This is a genomic window from Microbacterium excoecariae (assembly GCF_011326725.1).
Lineage (GTDB): Bacteria > Actinomycetota > Actinomycetes > Actinomycetales > Microbacteriaceae > Microbacterium > Microbacterium excoecariae.
The window spans coordinates 968,637-989,767 of record NZ_JAANCO010000001.1 but is presented as its reverse complement, the minus strand read 5'-3'; the positions used below and the strand labels follow the sequence as shown (position 1 = coordinate 989,767).

Genomic DNA, 21,131 nt, shown 5'->3' with positions numbered 1-21,131 from the left:
GCCATCCGTCCGGCGTGTCCCCGGATTTCCTCTGGGTACCCTGGGCGCATGACTCTCGAGCTCACCGAATCCCTCGTCGCCGGAGCGATCGATCACGCGATCCTCAAGCCCGAGTTCACCCGCGCCGACGTCGACCGCGAGCTCGATATCGCGGCCGAATGGGGCGTCTTCAGCGTGTGCGTGCGGCCGTCGGACGTCGCGTACGCTTCCGCGCGGCTGGCCGGCACGGGCGTCGCGGTCGGCACCGTGATCGGGTTCCCGCACGGCACGACCTCCACGGCCGCGAAGGTCGCCGAGCTGCGCCAGGCGGCCGAGGACGGCGCGACGGAATTCGACATGGTGGTCCACATCGGCGCGCTGCGCGGCGGGGAGGACGAGCGCGTCGTCGAGGATATCCGCGCCGTCGTCGCGGCGGCCGAGGGCGCCGTGACGAAGGTCATCCTCGAGACGAGCCTCCTCGACGAGGAGCAGATCGCCCGCGGATCCCGCCTCACCGAGCGTGGCGGGGCGACCTTCGTGAAGACGTCGACAGGATTCGCGGGCGGCGGCGCCACCGTGCCCCACGTCACCCTGATGCGGTCGAGCGTCGGCCCCGCCGTCCAGGTGAAGGCCTCGGGCGGCGTCCGCGGGCTCGACGGCGCCGCCGCGATGCTCGCCGCCGGCGCCACGCGGCTCGGCACGAGCGCGAGCGCGACGATCCTCGGCGAGCTGCGCGCCCGCCTCGCCGGCGGCGCGGCCACCGGCGCGGAGGACGCCTCGAGCTACTGACGCGTCAGGGGCGCGCGCCGCTCAGGAGGTCGCGCGCCCTGTGCACGTCGAGCGTCATCTGGGCGACGAGCGCCTCGATGCCGTCGAACGCCGTCATGGGCCGGATCCGCCCCACGAACTCCACGTCGACGTGGCGGTCGTAGAGGTCAAGCCCGTCACGATCGATGACATGCGCCTCGACGACGCGCTCGGGCACGTCGTCGAAGGTGGGGTTCGTCCCCACCGAGATCGCGGCGGGGTACCGGGCCCCCGATCCCAGCTCGCCCTCGGGTCGGCGCACGACAAGCCAGCCCGCGTACACGCCGTCCGCCGGGACGAAGCCGGAGACATCGGGCGCGAGGTTCGCGGTCGGGAAGCCCAGCTGGCGGCCGCGCTGGAGGCCGCGCACGACCGTGCCGCGCACGGCGTGGCTGCGCCCGAGGAGCTTCGCGGCGCGCTCGACCTCGCCCGCGGCGAGGAGCTCGCGGATCCATGTCGAGGACACACGGCGGCCCTCGCCGCCCGGAACGGCCGCGCTGGCGACGTCGCCCACCACCTCGACCGAGAACCCGTGCGCCTCGCCCATGCGCGCCAGGAGCGCCGCGTCGCCCGCGCCGCCGCGGCCGAACCGGAAGTCTTCCCCCACGAGGACACGCTGGGTCGCGAGCCCCTCGACGAGGAAGCGGGTGACGAAGTCCTCGGCGCTCACCGCGGCCAGCGCCTCGTCGAACGACAGCACCAGCGCGGCGTCGAGGCCCGTGTCGGAGAGCAGGTCGATCTTCTGTTCGACGCCGACGACCGCCTCGGGGCACCGCTCAGGCGCGATCGTCTGGAGCGGGTTGCGGTCGAAGGTCACCGCGACGGTCGCGACGTCGCGCGACGCCGCGTCGACCAGCAGCTTGTCGACGATCGCGCGGTGCCCCGCGTGCAGCCCATCGAACTTGCCGATCGCCACGACCGACGGACCGAAGTCCTCGGGGATCTCGTCCGCGGAACGGAAGACGATCACGCCGCGACCTCGCTCGGGGCCGGGCGGTGGGACTGGAGATACCAGATGCCGACGATCGGCAGGACGAGGGGGATCCACACGTACCCCTGCCCGTAGTACGACCAGACCGTGGCGTCCGCGTGGAAGACGTCGGGCACGGCCCAGCTGAGGGTCCCCACGACGAGCACCCCCACGAGCTCGAAGATCACGGCGACGCGCGCGATCCGGAACCACCGCGCGCTGGACGAGAGGAGGAGCGCCACGGTCGCGACGATGTACACCACGGCGGCGGCGGCGCTGAGGAGATAGGGCACGGGCGCCTCGCCGAAGCGGGTCGCGATCTGGACGAACGAACGGCCCGTGGCCGCGAGCGCCATCACGGCATAGACGAAGGCGAGGACCGTGCCGGCGCCCGTGATGCGGCGCCTCGAGGGGGAATCAGACATATCGAAGCCAGTGTATGGCGCCTAGGCTCAGGCGCCCTGAATCGTCCAGATCACGTGCATGCGGTACACCATCACGGCGACCGCGAGCGCGAGGACCCCCATGACGACGACGCTCCAGCGACCGCGATCGACGAACGCCCAGACGATGCCCCCCAGCGGGAGGAGCGCGGCCGAGACGAGGTAGGTCCAGAACTCGAGCAGGTCCCCCGTCGGGGGGTTCCCGACGAGGGGCTGCACGATCGCGACGACGATCTGCGCGATGAGCAGGAGCTCGACGAGGGCCAGCACGCCGACCGAGACGTCGCCCGGGCGGCGGCCCGCCAGGCCGAGCACGATGCACACGAGGCCCGCGAGCGTCGCGACGCCCACCTCCGCGACCGTGAACCAGGCGATCACGCCGTCACCTCCGGCATGTTCATGACGCTCTTCATCTCGCGCCCGCGACGCTCGACGATGCCCACGAGCACGCCCTCCTCGTCGATGGCCGCGCGGAGCCCCGAGAATGCCTCCGGGGCCGCGACGCGCTTGCCGTGCCGAAGGTCCCGCGCGATCTCCTGCGGCACCGCGAGCCGCCCGAGCACCCGCCCGGCGACGTCCGCCGGGCCTGCCAGACCCGCGTCCTCCAGAGCGTCGGCGCCCGCCGCGTCGTCGACGGAGAACGGGCCGACCGCCGTGCGCCGCAGCCGCGTGAGGTGGCCGCCGACGCCGAGCCGATCGCCCAGGTCGCGCGCGAGCGCGCGGATGTACGTCCCCGACGAGCAGTCGACGATCACGTCGAGGTCGATCACCCCGGCCGCGTCGCGCCGTGCCAGGACGTCGAAGCGCGACACGACCACGTCGCGCGCCGCGAGCTGCACGTCCTCGCCCGCGCGGACCCGATCGTACGCGCGCCGCCCGTCGACCTTGATCGCCGAGACCGCGCTCGGGACCTGCGAGATCGCGCCCGTGAGGCGCGCGACCTCGTCGGCGATGCGCTCCAGGGTCACCGCCGCCACGTCCGCGGCCGCGGCCGATCGCGAGACGTCGCCGTCGGCGTCGTCGGTCGTCGTCGCCTGGCCCAGCCGAATGGTCGCCTCGTAGGTCTTCCCGAGCCCCACGAGGTAGGTCAGCAGCCTCGTCGCGCCTTCGACACCGACGAGCAGCAGGCCGGTCGCCATGGGGTCGAGCGTGCCCGCGTGCCCCACCTTGCGCGTCCCGCGCGCCCGGCGAGCGCGCGCGACGATGTCGTGGCTCGTGACGCCCTGGGGCTTGTCGACGAGGAGGATCCCGGATTCCGCCATGCGTCCCAGCCTATTCTGGCGGTGTGATGAGTTCCTCCGAGCCCGCCGTCCGCACCGCCCCGCTCGCGGAGCTCGATCCCGGCACGCTGTACGAGATCCTTCGGCTCCGCGTCGACGTGTTCGTCGTCGAGCAGGAGTGCCCCTACCCCGAGCTCGACGGCCGCGACGCCGAGCCGGGCGCGGTGCTCGCCTGGATCGAGGCGCGCGGTGCCGTCGCGGCCACCGTGCGGATCCTGCGCGAGGCGTTCGGCTGGCGGATCGGGCGGGTTGCGACGCGCCGCGACGCGCGCGGGCACGGCCTCGCCGCCACGCTCATGCGCCACGCGGTCGCCGCGCACGCGGGCGAGGAGATCGTCCTCGATGCGCAGGCCCACCTCGCGGGGTGGTACGGCCGGTTCGGGTTCGCGGTGTCGGGCGAGGAGTTCCTCGAAGACGGCATCCCCCACGTCCCCATGCGCCGGCCCGCCGACGGCTCCGGTCAGGCGCAGGGTTCGTAGGCGGGCTCGCGACCCGCCGTGACGACGGACAGCCCGACGGCGCCGTCATAGCCCGAGACGAAGCTGAACACGAGGTCGGTCTCGCCGCCGTCGACCTCGACGAGTTCGGTGTCTCCGACGGTCGCCTGCGCCTCGGCCGCGTCCTCGTACGTGCCGAGCACCTCGGCTTTCGTGGACCCGAGGCCCAGGCCCTCCTCCGTGCGCGGTCCGACGCCCATCGTGTCGCCGTTCCACCCGATGCTGACCTCGACGACCTCGTCCGTCGTGCCCGCGACGATCAGCACGTCATAGGCATTGTCCGCCGCGTAGCCGTACGCGACGCCGTCGCAGTCGTTGAGAGTGCCGATTCCCGTCTGGCGGATCTCCTCGAGCGTATCGGCAAAGGAACCGCCCACCTCGATGGGCCCGACTTTCGCCGTCGTCACGACCCAGCTGTCCGCGTCGCTCGGGTCGTTCGCGGGGCCCGCCTCCTCGGTCGGCGTGGGCGAGGGCGCCGCGCCCGTGACGGGCGGCGAGGCCATGTTGCTCGCGGGGGCGTCCGGAACGGCGGGAACGGAGGACGAGCACCCCGCCAGCGCGGCGGATCCGGCGGCAAGCGCCGCGGTCCACACCACAGCCTGCCGTGTCCAGCCCGTCGCCATACGTCCTCCGAGAGTGCTCGTCCAAAATTCCTGCCCCGCAGACGTTACGCGGCGAAGACAACGGGACGATCACGAACGCCCCCGATTTGGCAACCGTTCGGTCACGATCGCCTGCGCATACGATGGACGGATGCCCTCCCACGACCTCGCCGCGGTCCTCGTCCCCTGGTATCGCGAGGCGCTGCGAGACCTGCCGTGGCGCCGGGAGGGCTTCGGGGCGTGGGGCACGCTCGTCAGCGAGTTCATGCTGCAGCAGACGCCCGTCGCGCGCGTCATCCCGCTCCTCGACGCCTGGCTGGAGCGCTGGCCGACGCCGAGCGCGCTCGCGGCCGCGCCGGCGGGCGAGGCCGTCGCGATGTGGCAGAACCTCGGCTACCCCCGGCGCGCGCTCTGGCTGCACGCCGCGGCGCGCGAGATCCGCGATCGGCACGACGGCGTGGTGCCGCGGGACGTCGACCAGCTGCTGGAGCTCACCGGAATCGGCGACTACACCGCGCGTGCGGTCGCGGTGTTCGCCTACGGCGACCGCCACCCCGTCGTCGACACGAATACCCGCCGCGTCATCGCGCGCGCCGTGGCCGGGCGGCAGCACCCCGACGCCGCCCACCGGCGCGACCTCGCGGCCATGTCCGCGCTGCTCCCCGAGGACGACGGCGACGCGGCCGTCATGAACGCGGCCGTGATGGAGCTCGGTCAGACGATCTGCACGGCCCGCGCCCCGCGCTGCGACGCGTGCCCCATCCGGGACGCGTGCGCGTGGGTGCGCGCGGGCTCGCCCGCCACGCCCGACGCGCGCCGGCGCCAGGCGCGCTACGAGGGGAGCGACCGGCAGGCGCGCGGCGCCGCGATGCGCGCCGTGCGGGACGCCGCCCCCGAGCCGCTCCCGCGCGCCGCCATGCTCGTGGACTGGCACGACGACGCGCAGCGCGAGCGCGCGATCGGATCCCTTCTCCGCGACGGGCTCCTCGTCGCCGACGGCGAGCTCGTCGCCCTGCCGTCGTAGGGCGCGGCCTCAGCCCTCGCGGGCGACCTCGTCCTCGTCCTCGTCGTCGTGACGGTACGGATCCGCCTCGCCCGCGTACGTGGCGTTCTGCGCCAGCCCGTGGACCTGCTCGTCCTGCTCGCGCGCGCGGCGCAGGAGCTCGGTCAGGTGAGACGCCTCCTCCGGGAGGGCGTCGGGGATGAACTCCAGGCTCGGCGTGAGTCGCGTGTTGAGGTGACGGCCCACCTCGCTGCGCAGCATGCCCGTCGCGGCGTTCAGCGCGGCCTGCGTACCCGCCAGCTCCTCGTCGGTGCCATACACCGTGTAGAAGACGCTCGCGTTCTGGAGATCGCCCGTCACCCGCACGTCGGTGATCGTCACGAAGCCGAGGCGGGGATCCCGCAGCCCCTTCTGGAGACGCTCCGAGAGGATCACCCTGATGCGGTCGGCCACGCGGGCGCGACGCTCGAATCCGGCCATAATGTTCCCCTTCCGGGACGGTCGCGCCGGGCGGCCCTCGCGGGCCGCCCGGCGGATCCTTCAGCTGAGTGAGAGGCTACGCGATCAGTCGCGCGGCTTCTCCACCATCTCGATCGTCTCGATCTCGTCGCCGACCTGGATGTCGTTGTACTTGCCGAGGCCGATACCCGCCTCGAAGTCCGTGCGGACCTCGGTGACGTCGTCCTTGAAGCGGCGCAGCGACTCGATCGCCAGGCCGTCGGCGAGCACGACGCCGTCGCGGATGATGCGCGCCTTGGCGTTGCGCGTGATCGTTCCGCTGCGGACGATGACACCCGCGATGTTGCCGAACTTCGACGAACGGAACACCTCGCGGATCTCGGCGAGACCCGCCTGGGCCTCCTCGAACTCCGGCTTGAGCATGCCCTTGAGCGATGCCTCGACGTCGTCGATCGCGTTGTAGATGACGTTGTAGAACCGCACGTCGACACCCTCGCGGGCCGAGGCCTCGCGCGCCTTCGTGTCGGGCCGCACGTTGAAGCCCAGCACGATGGCGTTGTCGATGGTGGCGAGGTTGATGTCGCTCTCCGTGATCGCGCCGACACCGCGGTGGATGATCCGCAGCTGCACACTGTCGTCCACCTCGATCTTCATGAGCGACTCCTCGAGCGCCTCGACGGCACCCGACACGTCACCCTTGATGATGAGGTTGAGCGACTCGACCTTGCCCTCCTCGAGCGCCTTCGTGAAGTCCTCGAGCGACATGCGCTTGCGGGCCTTCGCGAGGGCCGCGTTGCGCTCGACCGCCTCGCGCTTCTCGGCGATCTGACGCGCGGTGCGGTCGTCCTCGGTGACGAGGAACAGGTCGCCCGCTCGCGGAACCGAGTTGAGACCCTGCACCTGCACGGGACGCGACGGGGCCGCCTCCTGCACGCGCTCGCCGTGCTCGTCGATCATGGCGCGCACGCGGCCGTACGCCGTGCCGGCCACGATCGGGTCGCCGACGCGCAGCGTGCCGCCCTGGACAAGGACGGTCGCGACGGATCCGCGGCCCTTGTCGAGCTTCGCCTCGATCGCGACGCCGCGCGCCTCCTTGTTCGGGTTCGCGCGCAGGTCGAGGCCGGCGTCGGCCGTCAGGAGCACGGCGTCCAGGAGGTCCTGGATGCCCTGGCCCTTGATCGCCGACACGTCGACGAACATGACGTCTCCGCCGTACTCCTCGGCGACCAGCCCGTACTCGGTGAGCTGGGAGCGCACCTTGGCGGGGTTGGCGTCCGGCTTGTCCACCTTGTTGACGGCCACGACCACCGGCACGTTCGCCGCCTGGGCGTGGTTCAGCGCCTCCACCGTCTGCGGCATGATGCCGTCGTCGGCCGCGACCACGAGGATCGCGATGTCGGTGACGTCGGCACCGCGGGCGCGCATGGCCGTGAAGGCCTCGTGACCCGGGGTGTCGATGAACGTGACGGCGCGGTCGTGCCCGTCGTGCTCGGTCCAGATCTGGTACGCACCGATGTGCTGCGTGATGCCACCGGCCTCGCCCTCGATCACCGAGGTGTTCCGGATCGCATCCAGCAGTCGCGTCTTACCGTGGTCGACGTGGCCCATGACCGTGACCACAGGGGGACGGATCTCGAGGTTCTCGTCGTCCTCCTCGAGCTCTTCCTGCTCGAGGTTGAGGCCGAAGCTCTCGAGGAGCTCCTTGTCCTCGTCCTCCGGCGAGACGATCTCGACCTTGTAGCCGATCTCAGCGCCCAGCACCTCGAACGTCGACTCGTCGAGCGACTCCGTCGCGGTCGCCATCTCACCGAGGTGGAAGAGCACCGTGACGAGGTTGCCCGGCTGCACGGGCACGCCGTGCATCTGCTCGAGCTTCTCGGCGAAGTCCGCGATCGAGGCGCCGCGGCGCATGCGAACGATCGTGTTGCCGTCGCCCTTCGGAACCTTAACGCCGCCGACAACGGGCGCCTGCCGCATCTCGAATTCCTGGCGCTTGGCCCGACGCGACTTGCGCTGCTTGGACTTGCCGCCCCCCTTTCCGAACGCACCGGCCGTGCCGCCGCGGCGACCACCGGGGCCGGGGCGACCGGCGAAGCCGCCGCCGGGACGACCCGGGAGGCTGCCACCGGCGCCACCCGGGCGCTGCTGGAACGGGGCTCCGCCCGGACGGCCGCCGCCGGCACCGGGACGTCCGCGGCCGCCGCCGGGACGACCCGGCTTCGGCGCGCCGGGGCGCGGGGCCTGCGGCTTCGGGGGACGCGGGATGTTGCCGGGCGAGGGACGCTGGCCCATGCCCTGCGACGACGCGAACGGGTTGTTGCCGGGGCGGGGGCCGCCCGGGCGCTTGCCCATACCCTGCGACGACGCGAAGGGGTTGTTGCCGGGGCGCGCCTGGCCCGGGGAGGGCGCGGACGAACCGGGCGTGGGGGCCGAGGAGGCCGGGGCCTGGCCCGGCTTCGGGGCCGACGGCGCGACCTGGCCGGGCTTCGGGGCGCCCTGGCCGGGACGCGGGGCGCGGGCGTCGGGCTTCGGCGCCTCCGCCTGCGGCGCGGGCGTCGCGGCGGCCGGCTTCTGCGCGCCCGGCTTCGGGGCGCCGGGCTTCGGACCCCGCTGCGCGCCGGGGCGCGCGGGGGTCGGACGGGCGCCGGGCTTCGGCGCGGCGGCGGCCGGCTTCGCGCCACCCTCCGTCGCGAAGGCTGCCCGCAGCTTGCGAGCGACGGGCGGCTCGACGGTCGACGAGGGGCTCTTGACGAACTCGCCGAGCTCCTTCAGCTTCGCGAGCGCCGTCTTGCTGTCGACGCCGAGCTCGGCCGCGATCTCATGTACGCGTGGTTTTGCCACAATTCTCCTGTCTGGGCGATCTGCCCCAGACAGGGCAGACCTCTAGAGGCGGACGGGTCTCATTTCGAGCCGTTCACTTGATTTCCATAGCTATTCAGCCGTTCCTCGAGTGTCTGCGTGTCGAGTGGCCCCGGCACACGGAGTGCTCGCACGAACGCGCGGCGCTGGAGAGCCAGCTCCACGCACGAGCGCTGAGGGTGCACCCACGCGCCCCTCCCCGGCATCGATCCGCCGTCGTCGACGACGAGGCGGGATTCGGTGTGAACGACCCGCAGAAGGGCGGATCGGGAGGCACGCGCGCGACAACCGACGCACGTTCGTACGGGATCCATCCTACACGCCCCCGCCGGGGCGGCCCCGCCCGGGGGTCAATCGTCCTCGAGGATGCTGTCGGGCTGGATGTCGATCTTCGCGCCGGTCAGCTTGGCGGCGAGGCGGGCGTTCTGCCCCTCCTTGCCGATCGCGAGCGACAGCTGGTAGTCGGGCACGAGGGCGCGCACGGCCTTGGTCTTCTCGTCGAGGACGAAGCTCGACGTGACCTTGGCGGGCGAAAGCGCGTGGGCGACGAAGGTCGCGAGGTCGTCGTCGTGGTCGACGATGTCGATCTTCTCGCCGGCGAGCTCGTCCTGCACCGCGCGCACGCGGCGACCGAGCTCCCCGATGCAGGCGCCCTTGGCGTTGATGGACGCGTCGCGCGCCGTCACCGCCATCTTCGTGCGGTGGCCCGCCTCGCGCGCGAGTGAGGTGATCTCCACGATGCCGGAGGCGATCTCGGGGACCTCCATGGCGAACAGCTTGCGGACGAGGCCCGGGTGCGTGCGCGAGACCGTGATCGCCGGCCCCTTCGTGCCGCGCGAGACGCTCGTGACGTAGACGCGGATCCGGGATCCGTGCGCGTACTCCTCCCCCGGCACCTGCTCCTCCGGCGGAAGGATCGCCTCGACGGTGCCGAGGTCCACGTGGATCATGCGCGGGTTCGGGCCCTGCTGCACGACGCCGGCGACGATGTCGCCCTCCTTGCCGCGGAACTCGCCGAGGACGGCGTCGTCGGCGATGTCGCGGAGGCGCTGGCTGATGACCTGCTTGGCCGCGTACGCCGCAATGCGCCCGAAGTCCTCGGGGTTCTGCTCCTCCTCGCCGACCACCGCCCCCTCGTCGTCCGTGACGGGGACGAGCACGGCAACGTGGCCGGTCTTGCGGTCCAGCTCGGCGCGCGCGCCCTCCGGGAGGTCCCCCGTCTGCGTGACGTGCTTCGCGAAGGCGGTCAGCACGGCCTGTTCGATGATCTCGGCCAGCTCATCGAACGGAATCTCCTTCTCGCGCTCGATCGAGCGCAGAAGTGCGAGGTCGATGTCCATGTACAGCCTCCCTATTCAGCTCTCCCGGCGCGCGCAAGGTGAGCGACGCCGTACCCCACGACGATACCCGACGCTTCCCGAGCGCCCGCCCCACGCGGCGCGCCCCGTCTCCCCGGATCGGGGAGACGGGGCGCGGTATCGCTCCGCTCAGGCGAGGCGGCGACGGATCGCGAGCGTCGCGCCCGCGGCGAGGAGCAGCACGCCGGCGATGCCCGCGGCGAGCGAGACGCTGCCGCCGGTGGCAAGGAGGTCGCCCGGCTCAGCGATCGTGAGGTCCGCCCACGCGATGACCTCCCCCGACGCGTCCGTGACGACGAGGCGGTGCTCGCCCGCCGGCGCGTCCGCGGGGATCGCGAAGGTGGCCTGGCCGTCGGCGGTCACGATCGCCTCGCCGAGGGCGATCGGATCGCTGAAGAGCCAGCCCGAGACCGTCTCACCGGCGTACGCACGGCCCACCGTGATCGACACGTCCTGCCCCGGCGCGGCCTCGAGGGCCTGCTCGGCCATCCCGCGCGCGTCCTCGGTCAGGTCGGCGACCGTCGGCGGCACCGCGGTGCCGGGGGTCGCGCCCTGGCCCGACCCGCTCGCGGATCCGGAACCGTTCGCGGAGCCCGAGCCGTTCGCCGAGCCGGAGCCGTCCGCTGAGCCCGAGCCGTTCGCCGAGCCGGAGCCGTCCGCGGAGCCCGAGCCGTTCGCCGAGCCGGAGCCGTCCGCCGATCCCGAGCCCTCGGCCGTGCCGGAGCCCTCGGCCGTGCCGTCCGAGCCGGACCCGGCGCCGCCGTCGGACGGGGCCGCGAGGTCGAGGCCGACGATGATCGGGTTGTGGTCGCTCGCCCGGAAGACCGAGTCGTCGTACAGGAGCGTGGCGTTGTAGTTGTAGCGGCTGTACTCGAAGCCGACCTGCTCCTGCGCGTTGATCTGCCACACGTCGACGCCCGTGACGAGCGCCAGCGCGTCCTCGTTCGCGAACACGTGGTCGAGCGATCCGTCGAGGCCGTCGTAGTTGTACGTCGCCTCGCCGCCGTTCAGCGCGTAGTTCAGGTTCGTGAACCCGCCCGCCTCGATGGTCCGGGCCGGGTCCTCCGCCGCGTAGGCGTTGAAGTCACCGGCGAGGAACACGGCGTCGATGCCCGTGGCGTCCTGCACCTCGGCCGTGAAGGCGACAAGCGCCTCGGCCTGCGCCACCCGGTCCGGGTTGGCGTTGCCCTGGCCCGTGCCGTCGTCGGTGCCGGATCCCTTCGACTTGAAGTGGTTCGCGGACACGAGGAAGGCCTCGTCCTCGGGCGCTCCCTCGGCCGTGAAAGCCTGGAACAGCGGCTCGCGGGCGTTGTCGAAGGCCGGGTCGTCCACGAGGATGTGCGACTCGCCGACGAGGTCGACGTCGGCCGTGCGGAAGATAAAGGCGTTGCGGATGACGTCCTCGTCCGCGGGCACCTCGGCCGGGCTCTGTGCGTACGACCAGACGCCCGCGCCGTCCTTCTCGTTGAGCGCGTCGACAAGGGTCGCGACGGCGAAGTCGCGGTCCTTGCCGTAGTGCACCGAGTTCTCGATCTCCTCGAGCGAGACGATCGAGGCGCCCGTCGCGCTGATGGCGTCGACGATCTTCGCCTCCTGACGCTCGAAGTTCTCCTCGGTCGCGGCGCCGCGCGGGCCGTTCGGCTCGCAGCGGTTCGCGCCGATCGGGGTGCCCTCGCGGTCGTCGTAGGTGGTGCAGGTGCCGAGCCCCTCGGCCACGAACTCCTCGGCCGTGGTCGGGAAGTAGTTCAGGACGTTGAACGTCGCGAACGTGATGTCGCCCCCGACGCTCTCCGGCGCGGCGTTCGCCGCGCGCTCGTCGCTGAAGGTGACGAACTCGGATCCGTCGCCCGAGATCGGGGTCGTGGGCTGGAGCGACCAGGCTCCGTACCGGTAGTCGAGCACGAGCGGCGCCTCGAACGTGACCGCGGAGCCGACGCGCACGGGGTTGTCGAGCGTGAGGTAGGACAGCGGCTGATCGGCGTTGCTCGAGAAGTTGGTGCTGCGCGCGTCGTCGAGCGTGATCGACGCGCTCGCGATCTCCTCGTAGGCCGCGTCGATCGCGTCCGTGTCGTGCGGGTCGATGTACGAGGTGGGCTGGACGAGCGTGTCCTCGCCGTACGCGAGGCCGAACGACCCGTAGAAGTTGGCGTCGTAGTTGTCCGTCACCGTGAAGGGCGCGTCGAGCTGCACGAGCTCGCTCTGGTGCGCCGACTTGCCCTCCTCGGTCGCGACCATCGCCCAGTCGGTCACCGGCACGACCTCGCCGAGGTCCTCGCCGAGCACCTCGATCTGGTCGACCGTGATCTCCGTGAGGCCGTTGTACTCGCTGACGGCCCCCGTCACGCGGACGCTCTGGCCGATCTCGGCGCGCGCGCTGTTGCCCCAGACGAAGATCGCGTCGGACGCACCGTCCTCGGGATCGCCCGCCGGGTCCTGCATCGTGAAGCCGTTGAAGCCGCCCTCGCGCCAGTCGGCCGTGACGACGCCCTCGACGGTCACGGTCTGACCCTGCATCGGCGACGCCATGCCCGTGCCCTGCACCTCGGCGATGGTCGCCTCGGTCGCGGGGGACGGCTCCTCCGGGTCCTCCGGCTCGCCCGAGGAATCCCCGACGGTCTCGCCGGCGGAGTTGACCGGCGTCGGGTCGCCCGCCGTGAAGTCGGCGGAGTTGTCGTCCGTGTCCGCGCCCGTGGCGGCCCGGCTCGCGCTCGTGGAGTTGCTGAGGCCCGGCGCGGCCGCCGTCTCGAACGAGGCCGCCGAGCCGTAGCCGACCATGTCGACGAGGCCCGGCTCGCCCGCGATGTCGCCCGTCGCGGCGGAGAAGGTGCCCGTGCCCTCGTAGAGGTACACCCGTCCGCTCGAGCCCGCGAGAGCGAGGGGTCCGGTCTGGTCCGGCGTCGGCAACGCCTGCGGGGCGTTCGCGCCCGACGCGAGCTGCACGAGGAAGTATCCGCCGGCGGCGACGGAGCCCTCGAGCGCGAGCGAGCCGCCGGAGCCGCCCGACGCCGACTTGTACTCGAGGCTGAGGCCCGACAGCTCGATCGCCTCGCCGGTCGGGTTGAACAGCTCGACGAAGTCGTTCGAGAGCGGGGCGCCGCTGTTGCCGCCCCCTCCGTAGACCTCGCTGATGACGAGGCCGGTGCCGGTGGTGTCGGCCGCGGCCACTGCGGGAACGGCGAGCGCGCCGCCCGCCGCGAGCCCGGCGCCGGCCAGGACCGCGGCGCCGCGGCGCGCGTGAAGACGGGTCTTCGAAGACATACGAAAGGGATCCCTCGTGTCGATGGCGGAAGTGGCGCCGGAGCAATCGGGCGACCCGCCGAGCGTTCCAGCGAATCGTTTCCGGCGCCTTTCCGCGACATGGACGCGAGGGAAACTCCCCCGGTCACGGGGGATTATCGGCGGGTGATGCCCGCCCGCCGCGGGCGTGTCACGCGGTCAGGCGCGACACGGCCTCGCCGAGCGGCATCGTCTCGCGGTCGCCCGAGCGGCGATCCCACAGCTCGACCTCGCCGTTCGCGGCGCCGCGGCCCACGACGACGAGCTGCGGCACACCGATGAGCTCCGCGTCGCCGAACTTCACGCCGGGCGAAGCCTTGGGGCGATCGTCGAGGAGCACGTCGCGGCCGGCGGCCTCAAGCGCGCCGACCAGCTCCTCGGCGAGGTCATAGGCCTCCTGCCCCTTACCCGTGGCGACCACGTGAACGTCGAAGGGCGCGATCTGCTCGGGCCAGACGAGGCCGCGGTCGTCGCTCAGCAGCTCCGCGAGGATCGCCAGCACGCGCGTCACGCCGATGCCGTAGGAGCCCATCGTGACCGTGACCTGCTTGCCGTTCTCGTCGAGGACCTTGAGCCCCAGAGCCTCGGCGTACTTGCGGCCGAGCTGGAAGACGTGACCGATCTCCATGCCGCGCGCGAGCTCCACCGGTCCGGATCCGTCGGGAGCAGGGTCGCCGGCGCGAACGCTGGCCACCTCGGCCGTGCCGTCGGCGGCGAAATCGCGCCCCGCGATCAGCCCGTGCACGTGGGCGTCCGGCGTGTTCGCGCCCGTGATCCAGGCGGATCCGCTGACCACGCGCGGGTCGACGAGGTAGCGGATCCCCGTCGCAGACGTCTCGCCGAGGACGGGACCGGCGGCCGACCACGGCCCGATGAAACCGCGCACGAGGCCGGGGTGACGCGCGAAGTCTTCGGGCGTGGCGGCCTCGACCTCGGCGGGCGCGAAGGCGACCTCGGCGCGCTTGTCGTCGACCTCGCGGTCGCCGGGAATGCCCACGACGACGAGCTCGCGCTCGCCGTTCGGGTGAACGAGGGCCAGGACGACGTTCTTCAGGGTGTCCGCCGCCGTCCAGCCGCCCTCGGGCGCGCCGTCGACGACCTCGTTCGCATGCGCGACGAGCGTGTCGATCGTCGTCGTTCCCGGCGAATCGAACACCACAGCCTCGGGGCGCCCCTCGACGGGACGCGGCTCGGGGGCGAGCGTCGTGAAGGCCTCGACGTTGGCGGCGTACCCGCCCGCGCTGCGCACGAACGTGTCCTCGCCGACGGGCGTCGGGTGCAGGAACTCCTCGCTCCGGGATCCGCCCATCGCGCCGGCGTCGGCCTGGACGATCGCGTAATCGACGCCCAAACGCGTGAAGATGCGCTCGTACGCGTCGCGCTGCGCCTGGTAACTCGCGTCGAGACCGGCGTCCGTGTAGTCGAACGAGTAGGCGTCCTTCATCGTGAACTCGCGGCCGCGCAGCAGGCCGGCGCGCGGGCGCGCCTCGTCGCGGTACTTGTCCTGGATCTGGAACAGCGTCAGCGGCAGGTCCTTATACGAGGTGTACAGATCTTTCACGAGCAGCGTGAACGCCTCCTCGTGCGTGGGCGCGAGCAGGTAGTCAGCGTCCTTGCGGTCCTTCAGGCGGAACAGCGCGTCGCCGTACTCGTCCCATCGGCCCGTCTGCTCGTAGGGCTCGCGCGGCATGAGGGCCGGGAAGTGCACCTCCTGCGCGCCCGCGGCGGCCATCTCCTCGCGCACGATCTGCTCAAGCTTGGCCTTCACGCGCAGGCCGAGCGGGAGCCACGCGAAGATGCCCGGCGCCTGGCGCCGAATGTATCCGGCGCGCACGAGGAGGCGATGGCTGCGTACCTCCGCGTCGGACGGATCCTCGCGGAGGGTGCGGACAAAGAGCTGGGAGAGACGGGTGACCACGCACCGAGTCTAGGCCGTGCCGGCGGCTAGCCTGGGCGCATGAAGTTCTCGCTCTGGCTGCCCGCACACCTGCCCTGGTCCGAGCTGCGCGCCGCGGCCCTGGACGCGGAGGGCACCGGCTGGCACGGCCTCTGGCTCGAGGACCACTTCATGGACAACACCCCCGAGCCGAACGACGGGGCGCGCGGCGAATGCCTCACGCAGCTCACCGCGCTCGCCGCCGTGACGGAGCGCGTGCGGATCGGCTCGATGGTGCTCGGCAACACCTACCGCCACCCCGGCGTCGTCGCGAAGCAGGCGGCGGCGCTCTCCGACATCGCCGACGGGCGCTTCGTCCTCGGCGTCGGCGCGGGCTGGCAGGAGAACGAGCACCGCGCTTTCGGCATCGACTACGGCGACGTGCCGAGCCGGATCCGCTGGTTCCGCGAAGCGCTCGGGATCTGGACGCGCCTACGCGACGAGGAGAGCGTGTCGTTCTCCGGCGAGCGCTACCGCCTCGAGGGCGCGAGCCTTCACCCGCGGCCGCACGCGCGCCTGCCGATCCTCGTGGGCGGCAAGGGCGAGAAGGTCATGCCCCGCCTCGTCGCGCGGTACGCCGACGAGTGGAACTTCTGGTCGACGCCCGAGCAGTACGGCCCCAAGAACGCGATCTTCACCGACGCGCTCGAGGCCGCGGGGCGCGAGCCGCGCTCCCTGCACCGCTCGACGCAGGCCCTCGTGTTCCCGGGCGACGCGGAGCGCGCCCAGGCCGTCGCCGAGAAGGGCCGCCCGGCGATCGGCGGATCCGCGGCGCAGCTTGTGGACGCCATGGGCGCCTACCGGGAGGCGGGCGTGGACGAGTTCATCCTGCCCGCCACGGCGTGCTCCTCGGCCGCCGAGGTCGCGGACGCGGGCGGCTGGTTCTTCGCGGAGGTCGCCCGGCCGTTCGTCGCGGACGCCAATGTTCCGGCCGGGCCCGGCGACGCGGGCGTCAGCTCGTGACGACCTGAGCGGTGCCGATCTGGGCGTCCGGCCCCATCTCGTCGGCGATCCGGTTCGCCTCCTCGATGAGGGTCTGCACGATGTCGGCCTCGGGGACGGTCTTGATGACCTCGCCCTTGACGAAGATCTGGCCCTTGCCGTTGCCGCTCGCGACGCCGAGGTCGGCGTCGCGCGCCTCGCCCGGGCCGTTCACGACGCACCCCATGACGGCGACGCGCAACGGCACCGTCATGTCCTTGAGACCCTCGGTGACGTTCTCCGCGAGCGTGTAGACATCGACCTGGGCGCGCCCGCACGAGGGGCACGACACGATCTCGAGCGTGCGCTCGCGCAGGTTGAGCGACTGCAGGATCTGGTGTCCCACCTTGACCTCCTCGGCCGGCGGGGCCGAGAGTGAGACGCGGATCGTGTCGCCGATGCCCTCGCTGAGGAGGATCCCGAAGGCGGTCGCCGACTTGATCGTGCCCTGGAAGGCGGGCCCGGCCTCCGTGACGCCGAGGTGCAGGGGCCAGTCGCCCCGCTCGGCGAGCAGGCGGTACGCCTTGACCATCACGACCGGGTCGTTGTGCTTGACGGAGATCTTGAAGTCGTGGAAGTCGTGCTCCTCGAACAGCGACGCCTCCCACACCGCCGACTCGACGAGCGCCTCGGGCGTCGCCTTGCCGTACTTCTCCAGGAGCCGGCGGTCGAGCGAGCCCGCGTTCACGCCGATGCGCAGGCTGACGCCCGCGTCCTTCGCGGCCTTGGCGATCTCGCCGACCTTGTCGTCGAACTTCCGGATGTTGCCGGGGTTCACGCGCACCGCGCCGCAGCCCGCGTCGATCGCCTCGAAAACGTACTTCGGCTGGAAGTGGATGTCCGCGATGACCGGGATCTGGCTCTTCATCGCGATGATCTTCAGCGCCTCGGCGTCCTTGTCTGTCGGGCACGCGACGCGCACGATCTCGCACCCGGACGCCGTCAGCTCCGCGATCTGCTGCAGCGTCGCGTTGATGTCGTGCGTCTTCGTCGTCGTCATCGACTGCACGGAGACGGGGGCGTTGCCGCCGACCTTGACCTTGCCGACGTTGATCTGCCGCGACTTCCGTCGCGGGGCGAGGATCTCGGGGACGCGGGGCATTCCGATGTTGACTGCAGGCACGGACCCAGACTACGCCGGGACGACGGCACCGCTCCTCAGTTGCAGGGATCCACAGCGAGTGTGTAGCGTCTGTCACGTGTTCGCGAAGACTGCCTGGTGGCCCGCCTAAGAAGGCGGCCCCCTTTTCGCGAATGTCGAGAACGACCGTCCATCCGGCGGTCGTTTCGCGTATGTGCGGGACCTCCGCCCCGCTATCGAAGTGAGCACCCGATGTCTTCTGAGACCGCCGACCTGTTCGCCGCGCTCGCCGCGGATCCCTCCCAGCCCTTCGCGCTCATCGCGCGGGACGGCGCGGACACCGTCGAGCTCCTGCGCGGCGACGTGGTCGATGTGCCGGCCCTGGCCGACATCCCGCTGACCGCGCCCGACGGCGCCGGCCAGGAGGTGCTCGCGATGGTGCCGTTCCGCCAGGTCACCGAGCGCGGGTACGAGGCGCACGACGACGACGCCCCGCTGCGCTGCCTCGTGGTGCGCTCGCGCGAGGAGTTCCCCTCGGCCGACGTCATCGCGGCCCTCCCGTCGGACGAGGTCCCCCTCGCCGACGCGGGATTCGACATCGACGACGAGTCCTACGCCGAGATCGTGCGCACCGTCATCCGGGACGAGATCGGGCGCGGCGAGGGAGCCAACTTCGTCATCCGCCGCGACTACACCGCGCGCGTGGAGGCGGACCCGCGCGTCGCCGCGCTCACGTGGTTCCGCGCCCTGCTCGAGCACGAGCGCGGCGCGTACTGGACCTTCGCGATCGTCACGGACGGCCACGTCGCCGTCGGCGCGAGCCCCGAGGCGCACGTCACGGCCGAGCGCTCGGGCGACAGCCGCGTCGTGACGATGAACCCCATCTCCGGCACCTTCCGCCACCCCGCGGGCGGGGCGACGCGCGAGACCCTCGGCGCGTTCCTCCGCGACGCGAAGGAGACGGAGGAGCTCTTCATGGTCGTGGACGAGGAGCTCAAGATGATGAGCGCCGTGTGCAGCGACGGCGGCCGCATCACGGGACCGCACCTCAAGGAGATGTCGCGCCTGACGCACACAGAGTACGTCCTGCGCGGCACCTCGCGGCTCGACCCGCGCGACATCCTCCGCGAGACGATGTTCGCGCCGACGGTCACGGGCTCCCCCATGCAGAACGCGTGCGCCGTCATCCGCCGCCACGAGACGACCCCGCGCGGGTACTACTCGGGGGTGGCCGCGCTGTTCACTCCCCGCGCGGGCGGGCACGATCTGGACGCGCCGATCCTCATCCGCACGGCCTACGTCGCGGACGGAACGCTCCGCGTCCCGGCCGGCGCGACCCTCGTGCGGCACAGCGACCCCTACGGCGAGGTGGCCGAGACGCACGGGAAGGCCGCGGGCGTGCTCGGCGCGATCGGCGCCATCCCGCGCGCCGTCACGACCGTCGCGGGAAGCGACGACGACGCGCCCGGATCCGCGCGCACCCCGCTGGCGGAGGATCCCGAGATCGCCGAGCTCCTCGCGTCGCGGAACGCGCGGCTCGCGCCCTTCTGGCTCGACGAGCAGCCCGGCGCCGACCGCCCCCTCGCGGGCCGGAGCGCGCTCGTGATCGATGCGGAAGACCGCTTCACGACGATGCTCGCCCATCAGCTGCGCCATCTTGGCCTCGAGGTCCGCATCGTTCCGTGGGACGAGGCCACCGACGCGGAGGTCGACGCCGCCGAGATCGTGCTCGCGGGACCGGGCCCCGGCGACCCCGAGGACACCGACAGCGCGCGCATCGCGCGCCTACGGGAGGTCGTCGCGCGCCGCCTCGACGCCCGCGCGCCGCTCGTAGCCGTCTGCCTGAGCCACCAGCTGCTCGCCCGCGAGCTCGGGATCCCCGTCGTGCCGCTCGACAGCCCGCACCAGGGCCTGCAGCTGGAGATCGACGTCTTCGGCGAGCAGGCGGCGATCGGCTTCTACAACACCTTCACGGCCCGGGTCGGCCCCGGCGAGACGCTCCTCGTCGACGACGAGCGGGGCGAGGTCGAGATCGCGGCGGGCCCGACGGGCGACGTCTTCGCCCTGCGCGGCCCCGCGTTTGCGAGCGTGCAGGGGCACCTCGAGTCGATCCTGTCGCGCGACGGGATCCGCACGCTCGAGCGCCTCGTCGCCCACGCCGCGGCCTGATCCGAGCGATATCGTGAGGGCATGACACACGACGTCGACGCGGTCGTCGTCGGGGCCGGCCCGAACGGGCTCGTCGCGGCGGTGACGCTGGCGGAGGCCGGCTGGCGGGTGCTCGTCCTCGAGGCGCAGCACCGGATCGGCGGCGGCCTGCGCACCGAGGAGCTCACGCTCCCCGGTTTCCGCCACGACGTGTGCGCGGCGGTGCACCCGATGGCGCTCGCGAGCCCGGCCTTCCGCGGCCTGGGCCTCGAGCGCGAGGGCCTGGCGTTCGCCCACCCGGAGATCCCCCTCGCCCACCCGGTCGGCCCGGGCGAGACGGCGTACCTCCTCCGCGACGCGGGCGAAACAGCCGCGGGCCTCGGCCGGGACGCCGGAGCCTGGCGCGCGGTCATGGGAACGTTCGGGGCGCGCTGGCCGCAGCTCGCGCGCGCCATCGGGGATCCGCTGCACCCCACGCCCGATCTCATCGCGCTCGGCGCGACGAGCGTATGGCCGACGACCTGGATCGCCCGGGCACTTCGCGAGGAACGCACGCGGGCGCTGATCGCGGGCGTGGCGGCGCACGCCGTCAACGACCTGCACGCCCCCGCGACGGCGCTCGTCGGCGTCGCCCTCGCCGCCTTCGCGCACGGCGTCGGCTGGCCCGTCGCAGTCGGCGGTTCCCAGTCGATCGCGGACGCACTCGCCGCCCGGCTCGCCGCCCACGGCGGGGAGATCGTCACGGGCCACCGGGTACGCAGCGTCGACGACCTGCCCTCCGCGCGCGCCGTGCTGCTGAACGTCACGCCCCGCCAGGCGCTGCAGCTCGCCGGTCACCGTTTCCCGGCCCGCTACGCCCACCGGCTCGCGCGCTTTCGCTACGGGGCGGGCGTGTTCAAGCTCGACTGGGCGCTCGACGGCCCCGTGCCATGGACGGATCCGCGCATGGCGGGGGCGGGCACCGTCCACCTCGGCGGCACGGCGGCGGAGGTCGTCCGCGCCGAGCGCGACGTCGCGCGTGGCCGCGTCCCCGAGCGCCCCTTCGTCCTGGCCGCGCAGGCCTCCGCCGCCGACCCGACGCGCGCCCCCGCGGGCAAGCACACGCTCTGGGCCTACTGCCATGTCCCCGCGGGGTGCGAGGTGGACATGACCGCCGCCATCGAGGATCAGATCGAGCGGTTCGCGCCCGGTTTCCGCGAGCGGATCCTCGCGCGCCACACGATGTCGCCCCGCGAGATGGAGGCGCACAACGCCAACGAGATCGGCGGATCGATCGACGGCGGCCTGGCGGACATGCGCCAGCTCCTCGCCCGCCCCGTCGCCTCCCTGTCGCCCTGGGCGACGCCGGATCCGCAGCTCTTCCTCACGTCCGCGTCGACGGTGCCGGGCCCCGGAGTGCACGGCATGGCGGGCTGGCACGCCGCCCGCACCGTGCTCGCGCGGCTCGGCTGA

At 72.4% G+C, this 21,131-nt stretch carries 18 protein-coding genes; 6 read left to right on the top strand and 12 right to left on the bottom strand.

Translation table 11 applies throughout. The annotated features are described in order from the left end of the window. Positions 1-48 precede the first annotated feature (48 nt). The gene (deoC, locus tag G8E01_RS04405; protein WP_166316406.1) at positions 49-768 is read left to right on the top strand and encodes a deoxyribose-phosphate aldolase; all 720 of its coding nucleotides are present in this window, start codon (positions 49-51) and stop codon (positions 766-768) included. Positions 769-772: 4 nt separating this feature from the next. On the opposite strand, the gene G8E01_RS04400 is transcribed toward deoC, so the two are convergent. The 4 genes from G8E01_RS04400 to truB are packed head-to-tail and all read right to left on the bottom strand — an operon-like array spanning position 773 to position 3,461. Then, a complete protein-coding gene (locus G8E01_RS04400) occupies positions 773-1,756 on the bottom strand; it encodes a bifunctional riboflavin kinase/FAD synthetase (protein WP_166316403.1) in 984 nt (327 codons plus the stop codon). Continuing rightward, positions 1,753-2,181 carry a hypothetical protein gene (locus tag G8E01_RS04395; RefSeq protein WP_166316400.1) on the bottom strand — a complete coding sequence of 143 codons (429 nt, stop codon included), beginning with the start codon at positions 2,179-2,181 and terminating at the stop codon, positions 1,753-1,755. Before G8E01_RS04395 ends, G8E01_RS04400 begins: the two co-directional genes overlap by 4 nt. A gap of 27 nt (positions 2,182-2,208) precedes the next feature. Beyond that, entirely contained in the window at positions 2,209-2,577 is a 369-nt protein-coding gene (locus tag G8E01_RS04390) for a hypothetical protein (RefSeq protein WP_166316397.1), read from the bottom strand. Further along, complete coding sequence (gene truB / locus G8E01_RS04385; RefSeq protein WP_166316394.1) at positions 2,574-3,461, bottom strand: tRNA pseudouridine(55) synthase TruB; 888 nt, start codon at positions 3,459-3,461, stop codon at positions 2,574-2,576. The genes G8E01_RS04390 and truB overlap by 4 nt, the downstream gene beginning before the upstream one ends. Before the next feature lie 26 nt (positions 3,462-3,487). On the opposite strand from truB, the gene G8E01_RS04380 reads away from it, so the two are divergent. Then, on the top strand, positions 3,488-3,958 hold the full coding sequence (locus G8E01_RS04380) for a GNAT family N-acetyltransferase (protein WP_166316390.1): 471 nt from the start codon (positions 3,488-3,490) through the stop codon (positions 3,956-3,958). Here G8E01_RS04380 and G8E01_RS04375 read toward each other — a convergent pair. Then, positions 3,940-4,599 (bottom strand): hypothetical protein, encoded by a 660-nt coding sequence (locus G8E01_RS04375; protein ID WP_166316387.1) that lies wholly within the window; start codon positions 4,597-4,599, stop codon positions 3,940-3,942. The two genes, G8E01_RS04380 and G8E01_RS04375, sit on opposite strands and share 19 nt — an antisense overlap. A gap of 130 nt (positions 4,600-4,729) precedes the next feature. Between G8E01_RS04375 and G8E01_RS04370 the strand changes: the two genes are divergently transcribed. Further along, positions 4,730-5,602 (top strand): A/G-specific adenine glycosylase, encoded by an 873-nt coding sequence (locus G8E01_RS04370; protein WP_166316384.1) that lies wholly within the window; start codon positions 4,730-4,732, stop codon positions 5,600-5,602. A gap of 9 nt (positions 5,603-5,611) precedes the next feature. On the opposite strand, the gene rbfA is transcribed toward G8E01_RS04370, so the two are convergent. The 6 genes from rbfA to G8E01_RS04340 form a co-directional block, all read right to left on the bottom strand. After that, positions 5,612-6,061: a 30S ribosome-binding factor RbfA gene (rbfA, locus tag G8E01_RS04365; protein WP_166316381.1), complete on the bottom strand. Its 450-nt coding sequence runs from the start codon at positions 6,059-6,061 to the stop codon at positions 5,612-5,614. A gap of 84 nt (positions 6,062-6,145) precedes the next feature. Then, positions 6,146-8,881 carry a translation initiation factor IF-2 gene (gene infB / locus G8E01_RS04360; RefSeq protein ID WP_166316378.1) on the bottom strand — a complete coding sequence of 912 codons (2,736 nt, stop codon included), beginning with the start codon at positions 8,879-8,881 and terminating at the stop codon, positions 6,146-6,148. A 59-nt stretch (positions 8,882-8,940) separates the two neighbouring features. After that, positions 8,941-9,213, bottom strand: a complete 273-nt coding sequence (locus G8E01_RS04355) for a YlxR family protein (protein WP_166316375.1) — start codon at positions 9,211-9,213, stop codon at positions 8,941-8,943. 36 nt (positions 9,214-9,249) lie between these two features. Beyond that, positions 9,250-10,239: a transcription termination factor NusA gene (gene nusA / locus G8E01_RS04350; RefSeq protein WP_166316372.1), complete on the bottom strand. Its 990-nt coding sequence runs from the start codon at positions 10,237-10,239 to the stop codon at positions 9,250-9,252. 147 nt (positions 10,240-10,386) lie between these two features. Next, complete coding sequence (locus tag G8E01_RS04345; protein ID WP_166316369.1) at positions 10,387-13,515, bottom strand: ExeM/NucH family extracellular endonuclease; 3,129 nt, start codon at positions 13,513-13,515, stop codon at positions 10,387-10,389. Positions 13,516-13,684: 169 nt separating this feature from the next. Next, on the bottom strand, positions 13,685-15,451 hold the full coding sequence (locus G8E01_RS04340; protein ID WP_166316366.1) for a proline--tRNA ligase: 1,767 nt from the start codon (positions 15,449-15,451) through the stop codon (positions 13,685-13,687). A 39-nt stretch (positions 15,452-15,490) separates the two neighbouring features. On the opposite strand from G8E01_RS04340, the gene G8E01_RS04335 reads away from it, so the two are divergent. Next, on the top strand, positions 15,491-16,432 hold the full coding sequence (locus G8E01_RS04335) for an LLM class flavin-dependent oxidoreductase (RefSeq protein WP_166316363.1): 942 nt from the start codon (positions 15,491-15,493) through the stop codon (positions 16,430-16,432). On the opposite strand, the gene ispG is transcribed toward G8E01_RS04335, so the two are convergent. After that, a complete protein-coding gene (gene ispG / locus G8E01_RS04330) occupies positions 16,422-17,573 on the bottom strand; it encodes a flavodoxin-dependent (E)-4-hydroxy-3-methylbut-2-enyl-diphosphate synthase (RefSeq protein WP_166316360.1) in 1,152 nt (383 codons plus the stop codon). The two genes, G8E01_RS04335 and ispG, sit on opposite strands and share 11 nt — an antisense overlap. Positions 17,574-17,783: 210 nt before the next feature. Between ispG and G8E01_RS04325 the strand changes: the two genes are divergently transcribed. Both G8E01_RS04325 and G8E01_RS04320 read left to right on the top strand, forming a co-directional pair. Then, positions 17,784-19,700, top strand: coding sequence for an anthranilate synthase family protein (locus tag G8E01_RS04325; RefSeq protein WP_166316357.1), 1,917 nt, complete (start codon positions 17,784-17,786; stop codon positions 19,698-19,700). Positions 19,701-19,721: 21 nt separating this feature from the next. Then, positions 19,722-21,131 carry a phytoene desaturase family protein gene (locus G8E01_RS04320; RefSeq protein ID WP_166316354.1) on the top strand — a complete coding sequence of 470 codons (1,410 nt, stop codon included), beginning with the start codon at positions 19,722-19,724 and terminating at the stop codon, positions 21,129-21,131.